19 protein-coding genes and 1 pseudogene are annotated in these 22,065 nt (G+C 54.5%); 16 read left to right on the plus strand and 4 right to left on the minus strand.

Features of this window, described 5'->3' with window-relative positions; translation table 11 throughout:
* Positions 1–2 precede the first annotated feature (2 nt).
* The 3 genes from tssC to tssA form a co-directional block, all read right to left on the minus strand.
* Entirely contained in the window at positions 3–1,484 is a 1,482-nt protein-coding gene (tssC, locus tag PVA19_RS13245) for a type VI secretion system contractile sheath large subunit (protein ID WP_062442626.1), read from the minus strand.
* Between the two features lie 91 nt (positions 1,485–1,575).
* Complete coding sequence (gene tssB / locus PVA19_RS13250; RefSeq protein WP_062426856.1) at positions 1,576–2,085, minus strand: type VI secretion system contractile sheath small subunit; 510 nt, start codon at positions 2,083–2,085, stop codon at positions 1,576–1,578.
* A gap of 62 nt (positions 2,086–2,147) precedes the next feature.
* A complete protein-coding gene (tssA, locus tag PVA19_RS13255; protein WP_274102853.1) occupies positions 2,148–3,209 on the minus strand; it encodes a type VI secretion system protein TssA in 1,062 nt (353 codons plus the stop codon).
* A 230-nt stretch (positions 3,210–3,439) separates the two neighbouring features.
* Here tssA and tssH point away from each other — a divergent pair, with 230 nt between their 5' ends.
* The 15 genes and pseudogenes from tssH (at position 3,440) to PVA19_RS22430 (ending at position 18,641) form a co-directional block, all read left to right on the plus strand.
* Complete coding sequence (tssH, locus tag PVA19_RS13260; RefSeq protein ID WP_274102854.1) at positions 3,440–6,106, plus strand: type VI secretion system ATPase TssH; 2,667 nt, start codon at positions 3,440–3,442, stop codon at positions 6,104–6,106.
* 44 nt (positions 6,107–6,150) lie between these two features.
* A complete protein-coding gene (locus tag PVA19_RS13265; protein WP_062426859.1) occupies positions 6,151–6,627 on the plus strand; it encodes an Hcp family type VI secretion system effector in 477 nt (158 codons plus the stop codon).
* Positions 6,628–6,754: 127 nt separating this feature from the next.
* Complete coding sequence (locus PVA19_RS13270) at positions 6,755–7,255, plus strand: hypothetical protein (RefSeq protein ID WP_113189914.1); 501 nt, start codon at positions 6,755–6,757, stop codon at positions 7,253–7,255.
* A 167-nt stretch (positions 7,256–7,422) separates the two neighbouring features.
* Positions 7,423–9,876 (plus strand): type VI secretion system tip protein TssI/VgrG, encoded by a 2,454-nt coding sequence (gene tssI, locus PVA19_RS13275; protein WP_274102856.1) that lies wholly within the window; start codon positions 7,423–7,425, stop codon positions 9,874–9,876.
* Between the two features lie 2 nt (positions 9,877–9,878).
* The gene (locus tag PVA19_RS13280; protein WP_274102857.1) at positions 9,879–10,832 is read left to right on the plus strand and encodes a DUF4123 domain-containing protein; all 954 of its coding nucleotides are present in this window, start codon (positions 9,879–9,881) and stop codon (positions 10,830–10,832) included.
* A gap of 536 nt (positions 10,833–11,368) precedes the next feature.
* The gene (locus tag PVA19_RS13285) at positions 11,369–11,842 is read left to right on the plus strand and encodes a hypothetical protein (protein WP_274102858.1); all 474 of its coding nucleotides are present in this window, start codon (positions 11,369–11,371) and stop codon (positions 11,840–11,842) included.
* Positions 11,843–12,022: 180 nt separating this feature from the next.
* Positions 12,023–12,877 (plus strand): polymorphic toxin type 15 domain-containing protein, encoded by an 855-nt coding sequence (locus PVA19_RS13290; protein WP_274102859.1) that lies wholly within the window; start codon positions 12,023–12,025, stop codon positions 12,875–12,877.
* A gap of 31 nt (positions 12,878–12,908) precedes the next feature.
* Positions 12,909–13,571 carry a GAD-like domain-containing protein gene (locus PVA19_RS13295; RefSeq protein WP_274102860.1) on the plus strand — a complete coding sequence of 221 codons (663 nt, stop codon included), beginning with the start codon at positions 12,909–12,911 and terminating at the stop codon, positions 13,569–13,571.
* A gap of 83 nt (positions 13,572–13,654) precedes the next feature.
* Positions 13,655–13,960, plus strand: coding sequence for a PAAR domain-containing protein (locus tag PVA19_RS13300; RefSeq protein ID WP_274102861.1), 306 nt, complete (start codon positions 13,655–13,657; stop codon positions 13,958–13,960).
* Between the two features lie 157 nt (positions 13,961–14,117).
* Positions 14,118–14,240 (plus strand): annotated as a pseudogene (locus PVA19_RS13305) (recombinase family protein); the annotation flags it as partial.
* A gap of 256 nt (positions 14,241–14,496) precedes the next feature.
* Positions 14,497–15,672, plus strand: coding sequence for a hypothetical protein (locus tag PVA19_RS13310; RefSeq protein ID WP_274102863.1), 1,176 nt, complete (start codon positions 14,497–14,499; stop codon positions 15,670–15,672).
* A 36-nt stretch (positions 15,673–15,708) separates the two neighbouring features.
* Entirely contained in the window at positions 15,709–16,014 is a 306-nt protein-coding gene (locus tag PVA19_RS13315) for a hypothetical protein (protein WP_274102864.1), read from the plus strand.
* Between the two features lie 623 nt (positions 16,015–16,637).
* The gene (locus tag PVA19_RS13320) at positions 16,638–17,624 is read left to right on the plus strand and encodes a type VI immunity family protein (protein ID WP_274102866.1); all 987 of its coding nucleotides are present in this window, start codon (positions 16,638–16,640) and stop codon (positions 17,622–17,624) included.
* 199 nt (positions 17,625–17,823) lie between these two features.
* Positions 17,824–18,417 (plus strand): hypothetical protein, encoded by a 594-nt coding sequence (locus PVA19_RS13325; RefSeq protein ID WP_274102867.1) that lies wholly within the window; start codon positions 17,824–17,826, stop codon positions 18,415–18,417.
* 35 nt (positions 18,418–18,452) lie between these two features.
* A complete protein-coding gene (locus tag PVA19_RS22430) occupies positions 18,453–18,641 on the plus strand; it encodes a type VI immunity family protein (protein WP_443111637.1) in 189 nt (62 codons plus the stop codon).
* A gap of 623 nt (positions 18,642–19,264) precedes the next feature.
* Here the strand turns inward: PVA19_RS22430 and PVA19_RS13330 are convergent.
* Entirely contained in the window at positions 19,265–20,146 is an 882-nt protein-coding gene (locus PVA19_RS13330; RefSeq protein WP_274102868.1) for a (2Fe-2S)-binding protein, read from the minus strand.
* Between the two features lie 618 nt (positions 20,147–20,764).
* On the opposite strand from PVA19_RS13330, the gene PVA19_RS13335 reads away from it, so the two are divergent.
* Complete coding sequence (locus PVA19_RS13335) at positions 20,765–22,027, plus strand: RhtX/FptX family siderophore transporter (protein ID WP_274102869.1); 1,263 nt, start codon at positions 20,765–20,767, stop codon at positions 22,025–22,027.
* The last annotated feature ends 38 nt before the right edge of the window (positions 22,028–22,065 follow it).

Genomic DNA, 22,065 nt, shown 5'->3' on the forward strand with positions numbered 1-22,065 from the left:
GTTCAGTTCTTGGACGGAATGCGGGCGACCATGCGAAGCGAGGTCGTGAGTTCTTCCATCTGCAACCATGGGCGCATCCACGCCACCGCGTTATAGGCACCCGGTTTGCCTGGAACTTCCTGAACGGTCACCTTTGCCTCACGCAGCGGATATTTGGCACGGCTCTCCTCGCCCGCCTGCTCGTTGGCATTGACGTAATTGGAAATCCAGCGATTGAGCCAGACTTCACAATCGGAAGCTTCCATGAAGGAGCCGATCTTGTCGCGACCCATGACCTTGAGATAATGGGCGAAACGAGAGGTCGCCATGATATAGGGCAGACGAGCCGACACGGCGGCATTGGCAGTTGCCTCCGGCCGGTCGTAAAGCTTCGGCTTATGGGCCGTCTGGGCGCCAAAGAACACGGCATAATCGGTGTTCTTGTAGTGGCAGAGCGGCAGGAAGCCGAGCTTGCCCAGTTCGGCATCGCGACGGTCGGTAATGCCTACTTCGGTCGGGCATTTGAGGTCCAGATCGCCGTCATCACTGGAGAACACATGCATGGGCAGATTTTCAACCTTGCCGCCATTTTCCGCACCGCGGATCGCCGTGCACCAGCCATGCTTGGCAAAAGCATCGGTCAGCTTGGTCCCCATGACGTAAGCGGCATTCATCCAGCAATATTCGTCGTGTTTCAGGTCGCCATTCGGCGCTCCTCTTGTTTCGTCGTAGTTGAACTCGTCAACCGGGTTAGTCTTTGGGCCATAGGGCATGCGCGCCAGCACGCGGGGCAGGGCGAGCGTCACGAAGCGGGAATCGTCGCTTTCACGGAAGCTGCGCCATTTTGCATATTCCACTGTGTCGAAAATCTTTTCCAGATCACGTGGACGCGCGAGATCGCGATAGTCCTCGAAGCCGAACATTCGCGGGCTCGCGGCCGAGATGAAAGGCGCGAATGCCGCGGCCGCAATGGCGGACACACCTTGAAGCGTTTGGACATCATCAAAGGAGTTGTCAAACTCGTAGTCGCCGATGATAGCGCCGATCGGCTCGCCGCCCGGCGTACCGAACTCGTCTTCATAGATCGATTTGAAGAGGCGCGACTGATCAAACTCCACTGCCTTTTCCAGGTCCCGGGAGATTTCCCGTTTACCGGCATTCATCACGCGGATCTTGAGATTTACGCTCGTCTCGGAATTCTTGACCAGGTAGTTCAGCCCGCGCCAAGTGCCCTCCAGTTTGGCGAATTCCGGTGCCTGCATGATCGCCGCTAATTGCTCCGAAATTGTTTTGTCGAGTTCGGCAATCGCGTGATTTAGCGTGACCGTCAGATTGCGGTCGTATTTGACCGTTCCCTTCAAGGCTTGGTCGGTCAGTGTGCGCAGCAGATTTTGCGCGCGGTCCGGTTCGGTTTGCCTGGTGGCGGCAACGACTTTGGACAGCAGTCCGTGGTCTTCGGCGGTTGTGGCCTGTGTTTCGTTTTTCAGCAGGCTTTCGGCGCTCATATCTCAATCCTTCCACTTGCGGCCGATGCCGCCGCTTGAACCGTTCAAATCCCCGGTCGTGGGGCTGTTCGAAAATTCTGATGGCGCGCGATTACTCAGCAGCACCGTTCTTTTCCTTCAGTTCCGAAACCAGCTTTGCCAGGTCTGTCTTGTTCTGCAGGATGTCTTCCAGCATGCGCTCAAGATCTTCGGAGCGATCGGCCTTTGACAGGAGATCGCGAAGTTCGTTTCTGGCATCCAGAAGCGCCTTTAGTGCCGGCACCTGTTGAACAATGGAGCCGGGTTCGAAGTCTTCCATGCTTTCGAACTTCAGATTGACCTGAATGTCGCTACCATCCTTCTCCAATGTGTTGGGAACCGAGATATTCAGGCCGGGCGTCATGCGACGCATCACCTCGTCGAAATTATCCCGATCGACCTGGACGAACTTGCGCTCGCCAAAAGGTTTGAGTGGCTGAGTGGGATTGCCCGAAAAATCGCCGAGGACACCCACGACGAAGGGCAACTCCTTGACCACCATGGCGCCTTCCGTTTCCACCTCATATTTGATGTGGACGCGCGGCTTACGAACTCGCTCCAGCTTTTCATGAACACTTGCCATCTAGACCTCCTTCATGCGTATCCGCATGGTTGATTGAGAAGAGCACAGCATCTGTACCCGGTTCATTGGTTCCCATTGCTCTCACCGCCAGGCTTGATGCCTGCTGCGGTGAGAACAGCATTGCGGGCCTGAGCTTCGGGAAGAAGTTCGGCGAGCAGTTCTGAAAAATCCATGCGCCCCCTGCGAACCAATGTCTCGATTGCCAACGAAATTGGTGAATGCGGTTCAGTTCGACGGAAATAACGCGCAACCATAAGAAGAGTTTCAAACGCCTCATCGCGAGACCCAATGCCCTCTGGGTTGAGAGAAGGCGAGGGGCGTGTTGCGATGGGGGCGGATGCATCGTCGTTGATTGCCGCGGGCTCCGTCCCATCGATCTGGGTTTGATCTGCATCGCGGCCACCAAGAGCACGGATAGCGGCTGCCGCTTCGATCAGCACATTGCGGATATTAGAGCTTGGCGGCGCGTACTGACCACAACGCTCCGTCAAAAGCCGCATCAACCGGTCGAAGACCGAAAGGCAGCCATTTACCTCCGCAAGATGAGCCGTCATCGCGGTGCTCCCTGCTTCCGTGGCGGCCCGATAAAGCTCTTCTTTAAGCGCCGTTTCATTTGGTCGCTGAGCAAGCTGAAAGTCCCACAGGCTGTTTTCGCCAAACTTTTTTCCCGGAACGAGGGACGTGAGCCGCAACGGTTGAACGAGTGAGCCCTCGCTCCCGATACCGTTTAATCCGGCAAAGGGAGCAAACTTGTCTTCCTCGCTATCGTCGTCGATCGAATAAATATTTTCCCAATGGTTGTGAAAAATATGCTCGCATATCTCGTAAACCTGACGCAAACCAGCGAAGCCCTCGAGCCTCAGCTTTGCTTCCATCAGCCAGGCCAAGATCTCAACATCGAGGCTTTCCGAATATATAATCTGCAATCCAAGATTGTTTACGTTCTCCCAGTTACTGGAGACTTTCAAAACCTCTTGAGGCGATACAGTACGTTCTTCTGCACGCGCTTGGTTTCTTTCGTCCTTTATCTTGTAATATAGTTCACGAGTTCTCGTATTGACGCGAATATTTTCTTCGCAATCTCCCGAAAACTCTAAAGTACCTATGTCCGATGTCGCGTCCAAATGCAGTTTTTCCTCTAGTAAATGTAATAGTTTTATGACACCATCTTCCGTAACGTAAGGATATTCATCAATCAGACTTTAGACAGACTTCTTCAAAATGTGTCTAAATTGCGGCATCTACGTTTTAAGCTGCGAAATAAAAAAATCAACTTCTGGCTAGACAAGCCGGTTTCATCATCTTAATTGTACTACGCAACGTTGTGGATTGACCAAGGGCAGGAGGCACTTGCATGTCGCATATCGATCTCAATCGCCTCATCGGAGCGCTTGAGCCTGAGCTGCGCGTAGCCTTGGAAGCTGCTGCTTCGGTTGCAGTGAGGATGGGTCACCGTTACGTCGACGTTCCTCATTGGCTGAAATCGGTTGTAGAATCTGAGAAATTTGTTGGTGTCCTCGACGAGTTGAGCATTCCGCGTCAGCGTCTTCTGGCGGAGATCGATCGTAGCCTTGAGGACGCCGTTGTCGGCAATGGAGAGGATCTCTCGCTGTCGCAGAACGTGCTCGCAGCGGGTCGAGAAGCTTGGCTGCTAGCGTCGCTTGAGGCTGGCCGTAAGCACGTCGTTCTGGCCGATCTTCTTTTGGCACTCAACGAGGAGGAATCGCTTAGAACCCTCGTTCGGTCCACTTTGCCATCTTTAAAAAGCATGGATCGCAACGCTCTTCAGAGACTGCGGAGTGCCGAGGACGACGCTCCCATAGGCAAGGCAGAACTGCTTGAGGACGGTAAGGTGCGCTCTGCCGAGCAGAACGAGTTCCTGCGTCTCTATACTCAGGACATGACTGCTGACGCACAAGGTGGCCGGATTGATCCGGTCATCGGGCGGGATGATGAGCTGCGCCAGATTGTGGATATCCTCACGCGGCGCAGGCAGAACAATCCCATCCTTGTTGGCGAGGCGGGCGTTGGAAAGACGGCTGTGGCGGAAGCCCTCGCACTTGAGATCGTTTCCGGCAATGTCCCCGAAAAGCTGAAGAACGTCAGGCTGCTGACGCTTGATCTTTCGCTCCTTCAGGCAGGAGCGGGCGTCAAAGGCGAATTTGAGCGTCGGCTCCACGGCGTGATCGACGCGGTTAAGAAATCGGTTGAGCCAATCATCTTATTCATCGACGAAGCGCATGGGCTCATTGGCGCCGGCGGTGCTGCAGGACAAGGCGATGCAGCCAATATTCTCAAGCCCGCGCTTGCGCGTGGAGAGGTGAGAACGATTGCCGCTACTACGTGGAGCGAATTCAAGAAGTATTTCGAGAAAGACGCTGCCTTGACCCGGCGTTTCCAACCCGTGCATGTTCGCGAGCCGGATGAAGCGACAGCCATCCGCATGTTGAGAGGTGTGGCGGACACCTTCGTCAAACATCATGGCGTGATTGTTCGAGACGATGCGATCGTTGCGGCGGTGCAGCTCTCAGCGCGGTATCTGCCTGCGCGTCAGCTCCCCGACAAGGCGGTCAGCCTGCTGGATACGGCTGCAGCGGCGGTTTCTCTCGCCCGGCAAACCTTGCCGGAGAAGCTGCGCGCCCTGACAAGCGAGCAAAGCCTTCTCATGATTGAGCTGGATTGGCTGAAGCGTGAACCAGCCAGTCATGAATTGGCTGCGCGTATGGTAGCCATAGAGGAGACGATCGCTTCTGTCGGGCAGCAAATCGACGAATTGCAGGCGCGCTATGATCTTGAGATGCGGGAACTTCTTGCATCGGGAGAAACAGATGAGAAGCTTACCCAGTCGAACGTGGCGCCTCTAAGGCTTGCCTCTTCTAAGTCTGAGGCCGATAGACTTGTCCCCACCGTGGTCGACCGTGAGGTCATAGCATCGGTGGTATCGCGCTGGACAGGCATTCCGCTTGGCAAGCTGCTTGCAGACCAGATCGAAAGTGCGCGAACACTCGATGATCGGATGAAGCAGCGGGTCATTGGACAAGACGCGGCAATCAATAGAATTGCCGACGCCATGCGTGCTGCACGCGCAGGATTATCCGATCCACGACGTCCCCCCGCGGTTTTCTTCCTGGTCGGCATGTCGGGTACCGGCAAGACGGAGACAGCGTTGTCACTGGCCGATTTCCTCTACGGCGGCAGCAACCACCTCACGACCATCAACATGTCTGAGTTCAAAGAGGAGCACAAAGTCTCGCTGCTCCTCGGCTCGCCTCCCGGTTATGTGGGATATGGTGAGGGAGGTGTGCTGACAGAGGCCGTGAGACGTCGTCCTTTTGGCGTTCTTCTGCTCGACGAAATCGACAAGGCGCATGCGGGTGTTCAGGATATCTTCTACCAGGTCTTCGACAAAGGTGTTCTTCGAGACGGCGAAGGCCGCGATGTGGATTTCAAGAACACGACAATCGTTTTGACCGCCAATACCGGATCGGAATTGTTGTCGGCGCTCGCTGCGGATCCTGAGACGATGCCCGAAGGCGAGGCCCTAGAAGCGCTGCTGATGCCGGAACTGACGAAGCAGTTCAAGCCAGCCTTCCTTGGTCGCACGATCATTCTGCCATTCATGCCCCTGGGAGCCGAACAGCTCTCAAGGATTGTCGACATTCAGATCGAAAAAGTCCGCGATCGGGTCAGGGCGACCTACGGCGCGGAGTTGTCGCTCTCCGAAACGGCGCGGGCGGCATTGGTCAATAAGGCGGGCTCCAGCGACATCGGAGCACGCGCAATCGAAATCATGATGGGCAAGGACCTCCTGCCACCCCTTTCCAGCTTCTTCCTTGAGAGGGTTGTTGCCGGTGAAAAGGTAGGCATGGTCACTGTCGATTTTGACGGTACGCGGTTCGGCGTTCATGCCGAAGCGGCTGGGGAAACGGGCGATTTCGCTTCGGCAGATGCTGCCGGGGTGGATGAAGTTGTCGCATCCAAAGGGGCAACCCGGCGTGTGCGGCGTCAGGTTGAAAGGTAACAGGGCCTCGGAGCAAGAGGTCGTTTCAAACAGGAGCTTACAGCATGCCAATTTATCTGCAGTTGGACGGTATTCAGGGTGATGCGACTCATCAGGAACATCGCAAGTGGATGGACATCGAAGCCATCCACTGGAATGTGACGCGAAACATGAACACCGCTGCGGGCTCTGCAGCAAATCGAGAAGCATCCGAGCCGACCATTTCGGAAGTCATTCTCACGAAGGTCAGCGACTCCTCCTCCACCAAGCTGTTTCAAGAAGCATGCGCTGGCCGCCAGGGTAAAACTGCTACCATTCATTTGGTAACGACTGGGGATCCCGGCAATACCTATATTCAGTATCTCCTTACCAATACGCTGATCGCCAGCTATTCGGTCGATTCCAGCGGTGACCGTCCCGTCGAGACGATCAAGCTGAACTTCACGAAGATCGAGGTGAAGTATACGCCTGCAGACGAAAACAACTCGCCGCAGTCTCCAATGATCGCATCTTACGATCTGGCGACGACCAAGGCCGCCTGAGGAAACTGATCCGGTGCCCTTCCACAGGGCACCGGATCACCCCATCCGGGCCATGCGGGCCAATAGCGCTAAAGCGCTGATGGAGCCGCGTAAATCGGTTGTACCGTCCACAAGGGAGGCGTCTTGAATGCCCAATTTTTCCGTTTCTACAGATAATTTCATCGTCCGGCCGGTTCGGCAAGATGAGGTCCTTGCCCCTCAAAAAATGGGTAGGGGACCAGATCTCTCCTATATGAGCCTCCCGGACGGCCCTAGACAATTCAATCAGCGGGCCGCAGTTGGCGGGGCTGCTGCTGCCGTCTTCAGCCAGGCTGCAGCTGCTCTGAACGAAGGTGCGATTTCCGTGTGGTTGCGGAAGTGGATACGGGCCAATGAAGCAAAGATCAGCCAGGCTCTCCTTCAGCACGGGCACAGCGCATTCGCCCTTCAAGTAAACTATGCTGTTGCAAACTCTTTCGGCAATCAGATGTTCTTGTCGAGGGATATATATCTTCTTGGCACCGCGCCCACGACAAAGGAGATTGGTACCGTTCTCACCTCGGACGTGATGTTTGGGCCCAAAGCGGATGCCATTCCAAACAACGCGACGAAATTCAAATACGCATATCTCGTAGGGGAACGTCGTTGACGGACGCTACCGCGGTGTTTGAGCAAATTGTGTGAGCTCGTTCGATGGCGAACAGGCAGTTCCAGGTATTGGAAGCAGGGTTGAGCCGCTTTGCTTCACAACAGGTCATAGTGAAAGCCACAGTCCATGCGTGTCGCTTCTCATTTGATTGATCGCGGAGAGAGACCATGACCGACCAGCCCTCATCGTCTGACTTTATCCAGGCGAGCCGCGTTCTGAAGGTCAAGTCCCCGCTGGGTGAAGACCAGCTTCTTCCCGAACGCATGGTGATCCAGGAAGGCGTATCGCAACTCTTTGAGATCAACCTCAGCGTCCGCGCCAAGAAGGAGTCAGTCAAGCCCGAGGAACTGATCGGCCGTCTGATCGATGTTTCTGTGGAGGTGCAACAGGGCGATGGCGAAGAAGGAAGCGGAGTGCGCCGACCATTCAACGGTCTGGTGACGGAGCTGCATGAAGGCCCGCCCATCACTCGCGGCCTTCGCTCCTACGCCATGACCATCCGCCCGCAAATGTGGCTGCTCTCGCGCCGCTCCGACTGCCGTATCTGGATGGACAAGACGGTGGTTGAGATTGCCGAGACGCTGTTTTCCGAACACGGCATTCCTGCACCCGACACATCCGGCATCATCACACCGCCGCCACCGCAGCATTACAGCGTTCAATGGAACGAAACGGACCTCGATTACCTCCTGCGACGCTTCGAAGAGGACGGGCTGTTTTACTGGTTCAGCCATGAGGATGGCTCCCACAAGCTGCATGTGGCCGATAGCGCCAATGGTTGGCTTGGACCATCTCCTTCCGCTCAAGGTGAAGGCAGAGTGAGGCTGGCGCAGGGCTCTTCGGACCGCAACCACATCAATGACTGGGCGCGCCGCTTCTTCTACGTGCCGGGCCAGCGTGCCGGTGCCGACTGGAACTTCGAGACACCTTCGATGGTGCCGGGAACGATGACGCCATCTCTGGTGCAGATGCCGGGTGCGACCAAGCGCGAGCTTTACGAGTATCCCTCCCGCATCAAGACGGTGGCAGAAGCCGAACGCGCCCAGAAGCTTCGAACCCAGGCGATCGAAGCCGACCACGACCGCGTCTTCGGCGCATCCACCTCCCGCATCCTCGAAGCCGGACGACGCTTTACGCCTTATGAAGTAGCCCATCCCGAGCATGAGTATGAAGAGCATGTGATCATCAAGGCGACCCACACCATCGTCGATCGCTCCTATGAGACAAACGGCAACGAGCCCGAATACCGCAACAGCTTCGAAGCCATCCCGTCGCGCGTGCCGCTGACTCCGCATCGACAGACCAAGCGCCCACGGATCGAGGGGACACAGGTAGCGATCGTTGCAGGCCCGGCGGGAGAGGAAATCCACCCGGACCAATATGGCCGCATCAAGCTGTGGTTCCCATGGGACCGCAAGGCCAAGAAGGATGGGACAGATACGTGCTGGGTGCGTGTTAGCCAGGCCTGGGGCGGCGGCACTTGGGGTGCGCAGGTCATCCCGCGCATCGGCATGGAGGTGATGGTTGCCTTCGTCGATGGCGACCCTGATCGACCGCTGGTGACAGGCGTGGTCAACAACCCTGCCAACTCCGTGCCTTACGACCTTCCCGCCAACAAAACCCGCATGGTGCTGCGCTCCAACACGCACAAGGGCCAGGGCTTCAACGAGATCACCTTCGAGGATGAGGCGGGAAGGGAGAACCAGTTCTTCCATGCCCAGAAGGATCAGACCACTCGTGTTCTGAACGACCGCACCAAACGCATCGACCGGCATGAGGTCGCTTCCATCGGTGGCAACCGGGCGGTGGAGGTATCGGGCAACCAGAAGCACGAGATCGGTGGATCGGTAAACACCGTCGTTGGTGGCACAGGGCCGATGGCGATGATGGCTATGGCGGGTGTGCAGGCGCTGTCTGGGCAGACGGCGGGGTTACTCAGTCAGGCGGCGCAGATAGCGGGTGGCGGTGGTCCGGGTGTTGCGGCCTTTGCCACCACGCTTGCCTCATCGGCGCTTGGCTTCCTTGGAGCCGGAGGCTTGTCTTCGCGCGAGGGTGTCGTATCGGGGCCAAGCCCAAGGGCCGACGCAGGTACCGCTCTTGCCGGGTCAGGTACAGGCGTCGGCAGCGATGCTTCAGGCCTGTTCCCGCTGCCCGGCATTATGAACACGATCATCGGAGCGTTTCAATCCACGTCGGTTGGTGTAGCCAAGGCTGAGCAAATCGGCGTCAGCAAGGTGACAAATATCGGCCAGACCGAAGTCCGGCAGGTTGGAAAACAGCAGAACCTGACTATCGGCAATGAGCAATATGTCGAGGTTGGAAAGGGCCAGTATACGCGTGTCGGTGAGAAGATCACCGTCAATGTCGGCAAGCTCTACAATCTTGTGTCTGAGGAAAAGTATCACGGTGAAGCAAATATCTGGGAGATATTCGGGGATGACGAAATTAGGCTCTCCACGCCGGGCGGCTACATCTCTCTCACGAAAAGTGGCATCAAACTCTTCGCGCTGAAGATCGATATTGAGGGCAACCAGATCAACTTCAGGAAAGGCGGACCGGGTGAAGGCGGCTCCTGCTTGAAGTCAATGTCTAGGAACTCCACTCCATTCGTAAGGATCTGATGATGACTGATACTCCTATAATTGATCTCCCAAATCCGAACGAAACCGCTGAGCTAACACGACAAGCCGTGGAGACTATGACGGGACCAGTTTCCGTCGTTCTCGATGGGGGCGCATTCGATAATCTACCGCGCATGCTCCAAGACGAAAATATCGTTGCCCGGTCATTGTTTCTCGAAGGTGCGTCAGCCGATTTTCGTTTGGCAGGGCCATGGTTGGTTGATCTCGCGGCTATCCCGGTTCGCTCTTACATCGGCTGGTTGGATTCAAAACACGCGTGTGCTGTCTATTGGTCATGCTCCTCAGGAATAGAAGTGCTCTATCGCCATCTTCGCACTCTCAATGAGGTCTTGATCCCACTGGAGCAGACCGGTGGCGATCTGCCTACAACAAACTTATCTCAGTACGAACGCGTGTTGTTCCGCCATTGGGACCCTAACGTTCTCGGTGCTCTTCTCCCAATTCTGACGAGGCCGCAGCTTGCCAGATTCCTCGGTCCAGCAGATTGCGTCGTGTTGAACGCACCAGATTATGGCGGGGTAAAAAGAGTAAAAGCGCCAGCAGACCTGCCCGCTGCCCCGTCCGGCCCATTGCGCATTGAACAGGATCAAATGGAAAAGCTGAAAGCTGCAATGCTGCACTCTTCCCGGCTGAGGATAGCCCGGTTTTTAAAAGCAAATCCGCCTCCGCATTTTGCCGGCCTAAACGACGATTTCTTCTGGGGTGCTACTCTCGCAAGCGAGGTGCCGGCTGACGACCTCGGCATCAAAACCGAGCGTGGCCGAGCCCGGTGGGCATCTGTGATGGTGCTGTCGGATGGCAGAGCAGCAGAGCTACCAGAGGTCAGGAGCTTTATTCAACAAAAAGAAACTACGCCAGATAACCAAGTCAAAGCGCTTATAGGGCATACGGTAGACGCGCTGCGCTCTGGGATCATAAAGGATGCCGCCGTTTGAGCACTGCTGGAACTATCGGACAAACGGGCGGTCAGATTGGTGGTGGTATACTAGGAGGAGCCATTGGCAGCGTTTTTGGGCCGATTGGAACATGGATAGGCCGTGCCATTGGTTCGAAAGTTGGTGGCATGGCGGGTCGTGTGGCTGGCGAAGCTCTTGCCAGCTACATGGAGAGCGCTAACGAAGCCGCCGACAAAGAAACTCAGGATCAAGAGGCGGCAAAACCCTGTGAAGATTGCGAAGAGGTCGAAAAGAGTGAAAAAAATCCACCATTTAAAGGGAAACCCGGCTCTACCGTACACGGCCCCGACAACAGCCGCACTTATGGCGACGACGGCTTCCCACTAACCGACCGAGACGCTGGCCACCCTAATGAGTCTGGTATAGGTGCTGGTGATCATTCGCATGACTGGGGAAGACCACCGGGCGGCGGGCCACCAAGTCATACAGATCGAGGGTTTGCTCGCCCCCCCCACGCTGGCGACCCACCGGTTCCTTGGCGCGATATTCCTAGCTCATAAATTCAGGAGATTACAATGGCTTTAGAGACAGATGCATCGGGGAGACTGGCACTAAGTGGAATCCATGACAGTCTAGTCGCTGACCTTACATTGAGTGGTGCGGCAAAAACTCTTTTGTTCAAGCTTAAGTCCGGCGGCATGAACACGATCATCAAAACGTCCAGCCTGCATATGCTAAACGTGTCCGGCCTATGGGAAGGCTCGATCGTTTCAAACGTGTTCGTATGGGATTTCGATAAGGTTCCGGATCGATACATTTCTAACTCCGAAGTAGGTTGGTCGCACCTTTTCGAAGGAAGGATCAGTGATCGAGAGGAAGTCGTCGCCCAGATTGCCAGATATCAACGCTATATGAACACGGGGAAACTAGTTTCAATCAGTTGCAGCTATGGCGGCAATATCTCGTTCCTCTGTGAGGACGTTCTAATAGAGCAGCAATCTGACGCGCAAATAGATGAGCGAAATCAAGTCCGAAATAGTGCTTTCTAGACTATGAAGACTGCCTCGTTCGACATTTGCCGATTTGGAAAGCAAGATCATGGATGTTTCTTATCCACTTGACCCTGTCAAAAAATTAATTGCTAAAAATGTCGACTGTCCAGATGTGAGAACTTTATCACCAAAGAATAAAGCGACTGCGTCTAACACTCATATCATAGGTGCCGTAACATGAGCGCCGTTGCTGGAACGATTGGACAAGCAGGCGGCCAACTTGCTGGCGGCGCTCTAGGTGGTGTTATCGGCGGTGTATTTGGCGGCCCTGTAGGAGCTTGGATTGGGCGTGCAGTGGGGTCAAGGGTTGGCGGCTACGCGGGACGTGCGGCTGCCGAAGCGTTGGCTAGTTACATGGAGGATGCAGACGCGGCCGCTGAGGCAGACACTCAAAATCAAGCCGTAGCTAAGCCCTGCGTTGATTGTGGTGAGATCGATTGCTTCAATCCGCCTCCAGGCTCGACACCGGATGAGATTAAAGAATTCAAGCGACAACTCGAAGAACAGCGAGATGCGATAAACGATATTCCTCCCGACCAACTTATCAAAAATATGGATAATTACGAGAAAATTGGTCGTGGTACGCAGGACGCATTAGATCGAGCTAACGCTCGTGAAGCATGGATTAGAAATAGAGCGACTGAAATACTCAAGCAAAACGGCGAAATGACGAGAGAAGCTGCCAGGACCGCCGCCGCAAACGATATTAAGACGATGGACGTGATCCATACGCCGGATCTTTCTGCGGGAGGTACTGGACGAATTTCACCAGAAAATGGTGGTATGGGTCCGCGGTCAGCAAATCGCTCGATAGGCTCGCAATGGTCCAAAACGGCAAAGGGTTCTGATAAAACACGACTACAACAACTAAAGGACCATGCGAACAATGCGAAAGAGAAAGGTCAAAAAACCAACGCAGATCTAAAAATATGTGAAGACGAAAAAACGCCGAACTCAAATAGACAATCTGGTGGTGCTAATAGCGGCGCCGATGAGGGTCAGGGAAGCCCCGGCGGCGTACCGACGTCATAGTATTTTGGCAATTCTATTATCTGGAGGTTCCGTGAAAGATTATCAGACCAGACTAGCTTCGATTGTCGCTGATTTCGGCGCTCCGCAAGGCGGCGAGACTATTAATGCCGAAGATTATCGTGGGAAAGTTCCTGACGCAATGGTGGAATTCTGGCAACAAAACGGAACAGGCATCGTTCTAGATGGATATTTCCAGTTTTGCGATCCTAACCGATATAGCGGTATTCTAAAGCTGGTATTCGATAATGATCCAGAAATACGTGCTGAGCAAACATACACTCTCGGTTTCGGTGCCTTCGGGACAATCATTGCTTGGAATGAAGCGCATCAAGACGTAATCATCGATCTCGTGAAAGGCAGAGTTTCGTGTCCGGCTCTAGTGAATGGGAAATCTCATGACCCGAACCTTTCTGTTACTAGCCAACTAATGATGCTCGATGATCCGAGCTTTGATGAGTACGATGCCGACGTGAAAAAATTGTTCAAACGAGCCCGTTCAAAACTAGGCAAGCTCGGCATAGATCAAGTTTACGGTTTCAAGCCTGTTCTCGCACTAGGAGGGAGCAGGGACATAACTAGTCTCTCAATATATGACGCCGTGCCACACATGGCGATTTTGGCGCAAGCACATGAATTACAGCTTATGGATGATGCCGCCTACCCGCCCCAGTCGGTCCGTTCCATCGGGGGCTGATGCTAACACCGTTTAAATGCCTCCCCAGCGGCTTCGCGCTTAAATCATGCCGTTGGAGCGAACATTTAGAAAAGGAAGTTTACATGGTTTCCCGTGCGGTCACTTTGAAGGGCCATATGCATGTGTGCCCCATGGTTGATCCGGGGCCAAGACCGCATATCGGCGGCCCTGTCGTTTCAACCCAGCAAAGTTTTGTTAGCGTTGATGGTGTTCCTGTAGCCACGGTAGGCGACTCCTGTCTGTGTAGCGGTGTGCCGACGACATCTGACAAGATCACGGAAGGCTCTTCAGTCGCCCGCATAGAGGGCAAAAAGGTTGCCCGAATGGGCGACTCATGCGCGCACGGAGGAAAACTAGTGCAAGGTGTTCCTTGGCTTACGTTCGAATAGCCGTTGATCTTTCAGGGCAGGCGCTTGAGTAACTAGCTGTTACATCGAGGTATACCCCCCGTGTTACGCCAGCGGTGTGACACTTTGCGCTGTAACATCTGGGTTGACAGCGCATATTTGTGACAAGGTAGCCTAGGGCCTAAAGCTTGAGGTTACCATGGCCCGCATCGGTTACGCCCGCGTGAGTACAATTGGTCAGGATTTGCAGGCGCAGCTTGAATGCCTTCAGATGGAAGGCTGTGCGATTGTCCGCTCAGAAAAGGTGTCTGGCGCACCGCGTCGCGCTTCAACTCTTCGCTGAAATTCGATTTGCTCATGATGCTTCTTGACTCAATTTAGGAAAGAAAGCGTCTACAAATCTCGGGGCTATTCAGGCACCGTATCGTTCTTTGGCCTCGGCGGGGGTGGAATGTTTCCGATGGGCTCGACAATCCGCCTGTTATTGAACGAGGCTAACCGTTTGAGTGTGGCGAACTCTACATCTTCGAAGTTGCGCCCGGTCTCGGTGGATGTGTTAAAAGAAAGGCCAGATTTGGATGGTGATGCTGCCGCGTCGAGTGCTAACGAGATATCTGATCACGCTTTTCACAATCCCTTCTTTTTTTTCACACGCCGGCGCCGAGCAGGCACAAGCAAAGCAACAGCAACTGGACGGGCCAAGGACCTTGGACGATCAGGACGCAAGACAACTTGGTTATGTCAGACTGCCATTGGATCTGGGCAATGGTGTCAAGGTTTCATTCCTAGTTAAGGAAAATTCGCTCACGACGCTCCAGGGCAAAATCGACGCCGTCAAGGCTCCGGGACGCGCCGAACTGGCGCAGGTTTTTGTTCCCGACGAGCGTGACAATTTCGAGGTTACGGTCTCGGTGCTGAGGCCTGGTTTCGCCGCTGAGGCTCCTTCTGTCAGCGAGCAGTTGCTGATGGAAAATGGGTATGGCATCACCGACGCGGATCATGCGTCCTTAACCTCCGCGGATGCTCGTGGCCAGACGCTGGACCAAAGCAAGGTGCAGAGGACGGCGCGTTCGCTCTGCCAGGTTCGGCAAGACATGCTGATCTGCTTCTTCATGGAAGGCGATACTGAATATGGAGATCAGTTCGCCAATCAGGCGGAGATCATGGCGAATTCACTTGGCTTCGATGAGGGACCAGAGGAAGGTTTCGCGTCAAGCCAGATTGAAGCGGTTGATCTTCCGCTGGGCTCAAGAGGGACCATTGCGCTGGACTATCCGTCAGAATTTTCCGTTGCCTCCAATAATTTCAAGGGAGACCTCCCGGGGACGTTGCAACTCCAGCAGGATAGCGACGATGATCCTCTGCCGGTAATCATAATTGCGGCATCTGCAGGCTCTGCGCCACCTAATGCCGAGGCGGTCGATTCCGTTGCCGATCAACTCATTGGCGGTTGGCTAAAACAAAACGAAAAATTGTTTGCCAATCCGGCTCTTGCCACGAAGGGTGATCTGGCTGGGCTTGGCAGCGGCGGCATAGGGCGTTCCTACGCCTACATCGTTGATAAGCTGGCAGGCGGTGGCGGCCAGGCACAAATCCGTCTCAGCCTGTTCGCATCTGGTGGTGTCCGCTATTCCGTGCTGATGGTGACTCATTACTCCCCAAAGGTTGATGAGACGGAGCAATTCTTCGCCCGGCTTGGCGGCATCACGGGCTACGATCTCGTGATGCAGTCGATCCTTCACCACTTACACTGAACATCCCTTCAACTCGACGATTAGGATGTCAAAGCCATGACCGAGATACCCGACAGGAAGACGTACGCTTCGCGCCAGACGCTTGGTGATACGAATGCGTGGAAAAAGATGATGGCGCTGGCGGCGATGATCGAGATAGATCAGGCCACAGGCGCGATGACGATCAGGAATGGTAAGTCATCGCTTGTTTTGCGGTTGGATGGCCGGGTCACTGTGCGGGGAGTGAGAATAATACAAACGGCCGAACGTCACATCAGTCTCGAAGCGGCCATGGTCGATCTGAACTCAGGGGTAGCCACGTGGGAGATCGACAAGCGTGGTCAATTTGCGGAGCTAGGATAGTTCGTGCGTGACAGAGGCGGCCTGGATTATGGTTGGTGGCCGTGCGTGCGCGATTTGCAATAGCAGAAGACGGTTTCAGCCGGATTTCCGAAGCCAAGGCGATATCAGCGTCCGTCCCGATTATGGCGATGACCGCGCGGAAGAATTGGTAAGTTAGGCTGACTTCTCGCCGTTTAGTCCGTGTGTCTACTTTGTGTTACACAGTCGGAATACCGCGGCCCACGAGCGATCGGTCAAAAAGTTCAGGTCGGATTTGAGCTCGCTGGCCGTTCCAAGCTTGCTGTTGCATTCGGCACTAGACGACTTCGAGTGCAGGGAAAGGTTCTGAAGCTGGATAGGGACAAAGCCTTCCGTTCCTGCCAGCTGAGCTGGCGCAATAGCCTAAGGCGGTGCTGATCTAGTCAGTCCGGATGGGCCAGCGCATTCGGTAAGTCCGATCGGTAAGAGTTGGACTGCAAAGTGGCCGCGGCTTGCCTCTGGGTCGGAGATTGACATGCCGCCCATAGAATACCCGGAAAGGCCGATCAACGAGGGACCGCTTCCCGATCCTGTCGGCTTCGGGCCGCTGCAGCCCATTGAATACTAGTTTCAGATCGAATAGCGTTAGTGAGGCGAAAGCAATAATGACAGATGAAAGAGCGCTTAGCGCAGATGCCCGAGACTGGAGTTTTTTAGACACCGTCGGCATCGCATCCGATCGTGGTGTTCCCGTGCTGCGGTTCGGGCACTACATCGATTTTGCGTTGCAAAAGGCAACCAGCCTCGAAATGCGCGAGGCCATGGCGGACGTCATCCTCGAGTACAAACAAATATTCAATGAGAAGCTGACCCACTACATTCCACATAATGGACGCAAGCTGAGTACTTTGCGTGGCGTCGATTATGATAGCTATATTAGGGAACTCGCACGCAAGCCGGACGATGTGAAGAATGATGATGGTTTCGAAGCCACATTGTTCGGGTATCCCTACGGAGGCGATCTCGACGATCCCACCCTCTATTACGCTGAAGCTATCGGAGAAACCGAAACCCGAGAGTTTTCAAGCATCAGCATTTACATGCCCGCCAGCTGGCCAGAAGCAGTTGGTTATGAACATTATCGATCGCTCATCGGCAGTTGGTGCGAAAAGCTGAAACCCGCATATGGCACCGCCGGTCTTTCGATCCTGCTCAACGAAGGACGGCAGGGACTTTCTGATCGTCTAATTGCATTTCCGATTGCGAAACGGTTTCCTGGTTTTGATGTACCCGAACATTCTCGTTGGTACGTTCGCATGAACCGTCTACGGAAACGAGCTATAAGAACCATAAATTGGTTAACGTTTATTGACAACGGTTTGGTAAGCGAACTTGGCGGACAAGCGAAACTTGTAGAAGATTTGGGGAAATCATGTCCTATTTACCCTTACAGCGGCGGAATTATTGTTCAGGCGGGTGAGAGACCGGAATTGGGCGATGTGAATAGGGGGGTGATACCGAAAGCGTATCAACACGTTTCCCGAGTAATGCAGCCTATACGCTTTAACGAACACCAGCGTCCGTTGATCGACGCGCCACCGCCTCTAGATTCCTTGGAGGAGACAATCAATTGGGTCAAACGGTTCGATTGATGGATCTTAAAAATATCAGCTTAAAAATCGCCGTTTGTTTAGTCATGGGCGAAATGTAAATTTCATCTGAGATCGTGAGAGAACTGGACAAGTCGAGCTGGCAGCACCGTCATTTCTCAAATCTCTTTCGCGCTGGAACTCTATCTCCTGCGTGGCCGGCACGGCCCGCCCTGATCGCCGCGCCTAGAGAGATGAAACGATGAGTGAGATACAGTTAACATCTGATCATGCAAAAAGGCTTGATGAAGTCGGGTTGCTTAACAACGGCGTCGTTGTCGCGAAAGTGGGTTTTGCTTTCGAGCTCTACCTTTCGAATAGCCAAGCGGTAGCGACGCGTCTGGCGCTTTGCAAAATACTGAGGGAGTACCATGCCCTATTCCATGGTCAGTTATCGCACTATCTCAAGGTCGACGCGAACCGGCTGACAATGATCGATGGTGAGGCCTATCTCGATTATTTTGACGAGAAGGCCAGCACTATTTCACCTGATGAGCCAATGGACGCGATGGTGTTCGGTTATCCTGACAAGAAGATTGTCGATAAGCCCCAGGCTTTGGCGATTTCATTCACGGCGAGCGGTCCCGAGCGTCTTTTTCCGCACGGAAATTCCAGCATTTGCGCTTACTTTCCATGCTCCTTCATCGTTGAAAAAGGATATCATTATTTTCGCGATCTCGTTGGCCGCTGGTGCTCTATGGTCGATGCCGTTCACGGCGGTGCCGGCTTTAGCGTTCTGTTCGAACACGGCTTCTTTTCCGGGAGTTCTGGGGAGCGGCTACCTTACCGGCTCTGAGACGATTTCCCGGCCTGGATTTTTCTGACCCCAATTTGTTTCGGGTCGAGGCCGCTTGTAGCGATGGTCTTCATATCAAATCGATCAACTGGCTGACCATTCTGTCCGATAAAATTATCGAGCGCCTTGGCGGAAGGCAGGTACTCGAAGCTAAATTAGGAAGCTCGTGCCCGGTTTTTGACTTCAACGGCGGCGTGATAGTCCAGGCGAGAGACGAACCGTGACTGGGAGACAACGACCGCAGGATCGTCCTCGATTACTATCGTCGAGTTTCGGGAGCGCTGAAAATGGTGCGGTTCGAAGTCTACAAGCTCGGATTGATTGCCTTGCCCGAGCCATATGACAACATGGAAGAGACGTTGAGTTGGATTAGGCGCTTTGATTGATCGACCGTAGTCCAATATGACGAAGCCATTGCCACTATCGTTTAGGGGTATTGCGCATCGCGACAACATTTCGATATGTGGATGCGCTTCATCCTGGCCGGCCTGTAAAATAACTTCGAGACGCAAGCGCCCAATGCGAGAGTAGCACACGCATGCCCATCTTTTGAAAGGTGCTGCGCAGAGGTTCTCCCGCGGCAAGAGCGGGGTTAAAGGTCTGGGATTTCCGGCTTATTAGGAAGCGAGATGGGACTGTGGTGTGGAGTGAGCTCTAGCGTCATCTGCGCTGCGTTAGCGATTGCTCAGGCTGAGGGGGAAGCGCGCCGGCCCAGGTGACTGCTGCTTCACCGGCAAAGGAGCCAGCTTCGCTAGGGAGTGATCCGATGCGGTGGGCGCAAGAAAATTCGTGGAAGGCCGGGTTGGTGGTGGTCGCTGGCGTCGTGACGGGTGGTGCAATGGATCGATTAGGCAATGCCAAGTTGGTTGCGGAAGGCGCGACGAAGTTCATCGTCTCGGTCTGCGGGAGTTTTCAAGACACAGGTAGAACAATATGCGCCGCCTTCCACCTGATAAAATCGGCAGCAGCCACCGCGCTGCAGGAAAGTTTCGCGAACCTCCAGTTGATGTTTGTCGAATTCTGCCAACTCGAAGTAATGAAGCTCGCGATTGGCTAACGACGAGCCAGAAACTTTGAGAATGCGCATCGCCGCTGCCTTCGCCGTTTTGACGGTGTCAAACCGGCGTCCCGTGTCCAGAAAGATGTAGGCGATCGCGTCGCCCGCTAAGCGCCAAAGTGCGGCACGTGAAAGCCCCGTCTTCGTATGGATCTGCTCGACAACGGGATGAAAATGCTTCTCAAGCTCGGTTCTGAACCTCTCGCCATCAATGTCATTGTCCAACTGACCGTACCAAAAGAGCGATTCGACTAACTGAACGTGGGCACGTCGAGCACGGTATATCTTTCCTTCATGCAGTTTTTCGGTCGTATAAAAACGAAGTCCGACAAATGTGGGTGAGAGGTCGGGAATAAGGCCGAAACCGGTGAATAGCGGAACGGTTGCAGCGGCCAGGATGTAGCTGTAATCGTTCATCATCAGCGCCCCGGCTGTCTTGAGATCGACGCCTGCATATCGCGATTGTTCGAAAAGGATAAACTCCTTGATGGCTGTTTGGTCGGAGAAAAATGTTTGGGCGCTGATCCATTCGGCACTTTCCGGTCCGATCTCTGCGCGGACCTCAGGAAGATATGCCGCTTGCGCAGCAAGCGCACGCTGAAGGAATTCTTCCTTCGTGCCGGGAGTCGACGACCATGTGGTGGCCTTTGACGGTACACAACGGTCTGCCATCAGGAAAATGTTCCCTTTCGTCCCAGTAACCAGAGAAAATAAGGTCCTCCGATCGGCGCGGCGAAGAGGTCAAGCAGCTTCTTGTAACAACAGAAAACGATCCGCACTCGCCTGAGCACTGAGACCATGACGCCGGACCCGCGGTAACGACAACGCAGTACGCCCACACCAGAGAAATCTTCGAGCCTGTTTTCCATCCGCTGCTGGTTGTGCTCCAGGATAAAACTTGTGTCTCAGTATCAAGTTCTCGATTTGGCAGCAATCTCCAATTCGCGAGAGCGGGCGACCGCATCCTCCTTTAGGCCCGGGTCGAAGCGGGTCACCGTGCTCTAGAAATTAGTGGAACAAGACTTCACGCGATCGAGATAAGAGCCTGACGGAGGACGCAAATCTGTCCATAGACGCAATTGTTGTTGAACTGCCAGCTTCAGTTCTGACACGTCGAAACCTGTTCGCAATTGTCCTAAACAAGTTCGTTCATATCCAAGCATGTCCTTGAAGATGATATAAAGATGATCAAAATACTCCTGTTTAAATGCTTTGGAACAGACCGGCGTTTAAGACGCTGAAAAACTTCAACGGTCTGCGGTGTTCCTGGCTCATCAATGCGGTTCTTGCATGGCCCAAATCGACGACGCGATCTCCGGTGACGCTACCCCGACATCTTCTTTCGAGCGGCGGTTAATGGTTGTGCTGGGAGGGCTTTACCTTGCTCAGGGGATACCAACCTATCTGCTTCTCGTGGCATTGCCACCGATCATGCGTGAAAGCGGAGCATCGCGCACAGCTATCGGGCTGTTCTCGTTGTTGATGTTGCCGCTTATCTTGAAATTTGCGGTTGCGCCTTTGGTAGATCGGTGGTCTCCGTTTCCTAAGCTCGGCCATCGCCGCGGCTGGGTGGTCCCAACACAGCTGCTCGTCAGCGCGGGGATTGCTTCGATGGCGCTGGTGGAGCCGCGCGACGCTGCCGTTCTGTTCGCAATCTGCATATCGATTACGCTCGTGTCTTCCGTGCAGGACATTGCGACGGACGGTTACGCTGTCAGACGGCTGACGGATCGGAACCGCTCGATGGGTAACGCCGTCCAGGCGGGGGCCGTTGCGCTCGGCGTTATCATCGGTGGCACGGCGGCGCTCGTCGTCTTTCATGTTGCGGGATGGCGCACGATGATCCTGCTGGTCGCCGCGCTATCGTTGTTGCCGCTCCTGGCCGCCATGGCGATGCAGCCCGAAGCGCCCGCGGCTAAAGAGAAGAAGCGCGCCAGCCTAGCCGGGTTCTTCCGTCGCCCTAATGCCTGGTTGATCCTTGGTTTTGCTCTGACATACCGGGCAAGTGAAGGTCTCGTTAGAGGTATGGAAGGCACCTATCTGGTTGACAGCAAGGTTCCGACCGACTGGATCGGTTACCTTTCCGGTGGAGCGGCAGCCACTGCGGGCCTGATTGGTGTGGCGATCGCTGCTTTCATCATCCGCAAGTTTGGCCTGACAACAACACTTATCCTGCTGGGCGGCCTCAGAAGCCTTTGCTTCCTCGCCTTTGCCCTGAACGCATTCGGCGTGTGGCCCGGTATGTGGGTCGCAATGTCGGCCTCGGCATTCCAGACGCTGATCCGTTACATGGAGCTGGTGGCCATTTATTCCTTCTTCATGAAGAACTCATCGGATGATCAACCGGGGACGGATTTCACCATTCTCACCTGCGCTGAACTGATCGTTTACATGGCGGGGGCGTCTGCAGCTGGCTTTATCGCCGACCGGATGGGTTACTCGGCTCTATTCTCGATGGCAACGGTGTTGTCGCTTGCGGGAATGGGACTATCGGTCTGGTTCCTTCGAAAGCTCGGGCGCTGTCCGAGGGCACCTGTCACGGCAGGTGCCTGATACGGACGCGAATCCACAACAATTCCATTGGAGTTGAT

This window comes from Agrobacterium sp. CNPSo 3708 (assembly GCF_028674915.1).
In the GTDB taxonomy this organism is placed as follows: domain Bacteria; phylum Pseudomonadota; class Alphaproteobacteria; order Rhizobiales; family Rhizobiaceae; genus Agrobacterium; species Agrobacterium cavarae.

Coding starts and splice junctions, on each gene's coding strand:
- tssC (WP_062442626.1), bottom strand. CDS start 1,484: ATGAGCGCCGAAAGCCTGCTGAAAAACGAAACACAGGCCACAACCGCC.
- tssB (WP_062426856.1), bottom strand. CDS start 2,085: ATGGCAAGTGTTCATGAAAAGCTGGAGCGAGTTCGTAAGCCGCGCGTC.
- tssH (WP_274102854.1), top strand. CDS start 3,440: ATGTCGCATATCGATCTCAATCGCCTCATCGGAGCGCTTGAGCCTGAG.
- PVA19_RS13265 (WP_062426859.1), top strand. CDS start 6,151: ATGCCAATTTATCTGCAGTTGGACGGTATTCAGGGTGATGCGACTCAT.
- PVA19_RS13270 (WP_113189914.1), top strand. CDS start 6,755: ATGCCCAATTTTTCCGTTTCTACAGATAATTTCATCGTCCGGCCGGTT.
- tssI (WP_274102856.1), top strand. CDS start 7,423: ATGACCGACCAGCCCTCATCGTCTGACTTTATCCAGGCGAGCCGCGTT.
- PVA19_RS13280 (WP_274102857.1), top strand. CDS start 9,879: ATGACTGATACTCCTATAATTGATCTCCCAAATCCGAACGAAACCGCT.
- PVA19_RS13285 (WP_274102858.1), top strand. CDS start 11,369: ATGGCTTTAGAGACAGATGCATCGGGGAGACTGGCACTAAGTGGAATC.
- PVA19_RS13290 (WP_274102859.1), top strand. CDS start 12,023: ATGAGCGCCGTTGCTGGAACGATTGGACAAGCAGGCGGCCAACTTGCT.
- PVA19_RS13300 (WP_274102861.1), top strand. CDS start 13,655: ATGGTTTCCCGTGCGGTCACTTTGAAGGGCCATATGCATGTGTGCCCC.
- PVA19_RS13310 (WP_274102863.1), top strand. CDS start 14,497: ATGGTGATGCTGCCGCGTCGAGTGCTAACGAGATATCTGATCACGCTT.
- PVA19_RS13315 (WP_274102864.1), top strand. CDS start 15,709: ATGACCGAGATACCCGACAGGAAGACGTACGCTTCGCGCCAGACGCTT.
- PVA19_RS13320 (WP_274102866.1), top strand. CDS start 16,638: ATGACAGATGAAAGAGCGCTTAGCGCAGATGCCCGAGACTGGAGTTTT.
- PVA19_RS13325 (WP_274102867.1), top strand. CDS start 17,824: ATGAGTGAGATACAGTTAACATCTGATCATGCAAAAAGGCTTGATGAA.
- PVA19_RS13330 (WP_274102868.1), bottom strand. CDS start 20,146: ATGGCAGACCGTTGTGTACCGTCAAAGGCCACCACATGGTCGTCGACT.
- PVA19_RS13335 (WP_274102869.1), top strand. CDS start 20,765: ATGGCCCAAATCGACGACGCGATCTCCGGTGACGCTACCCCGACATCT.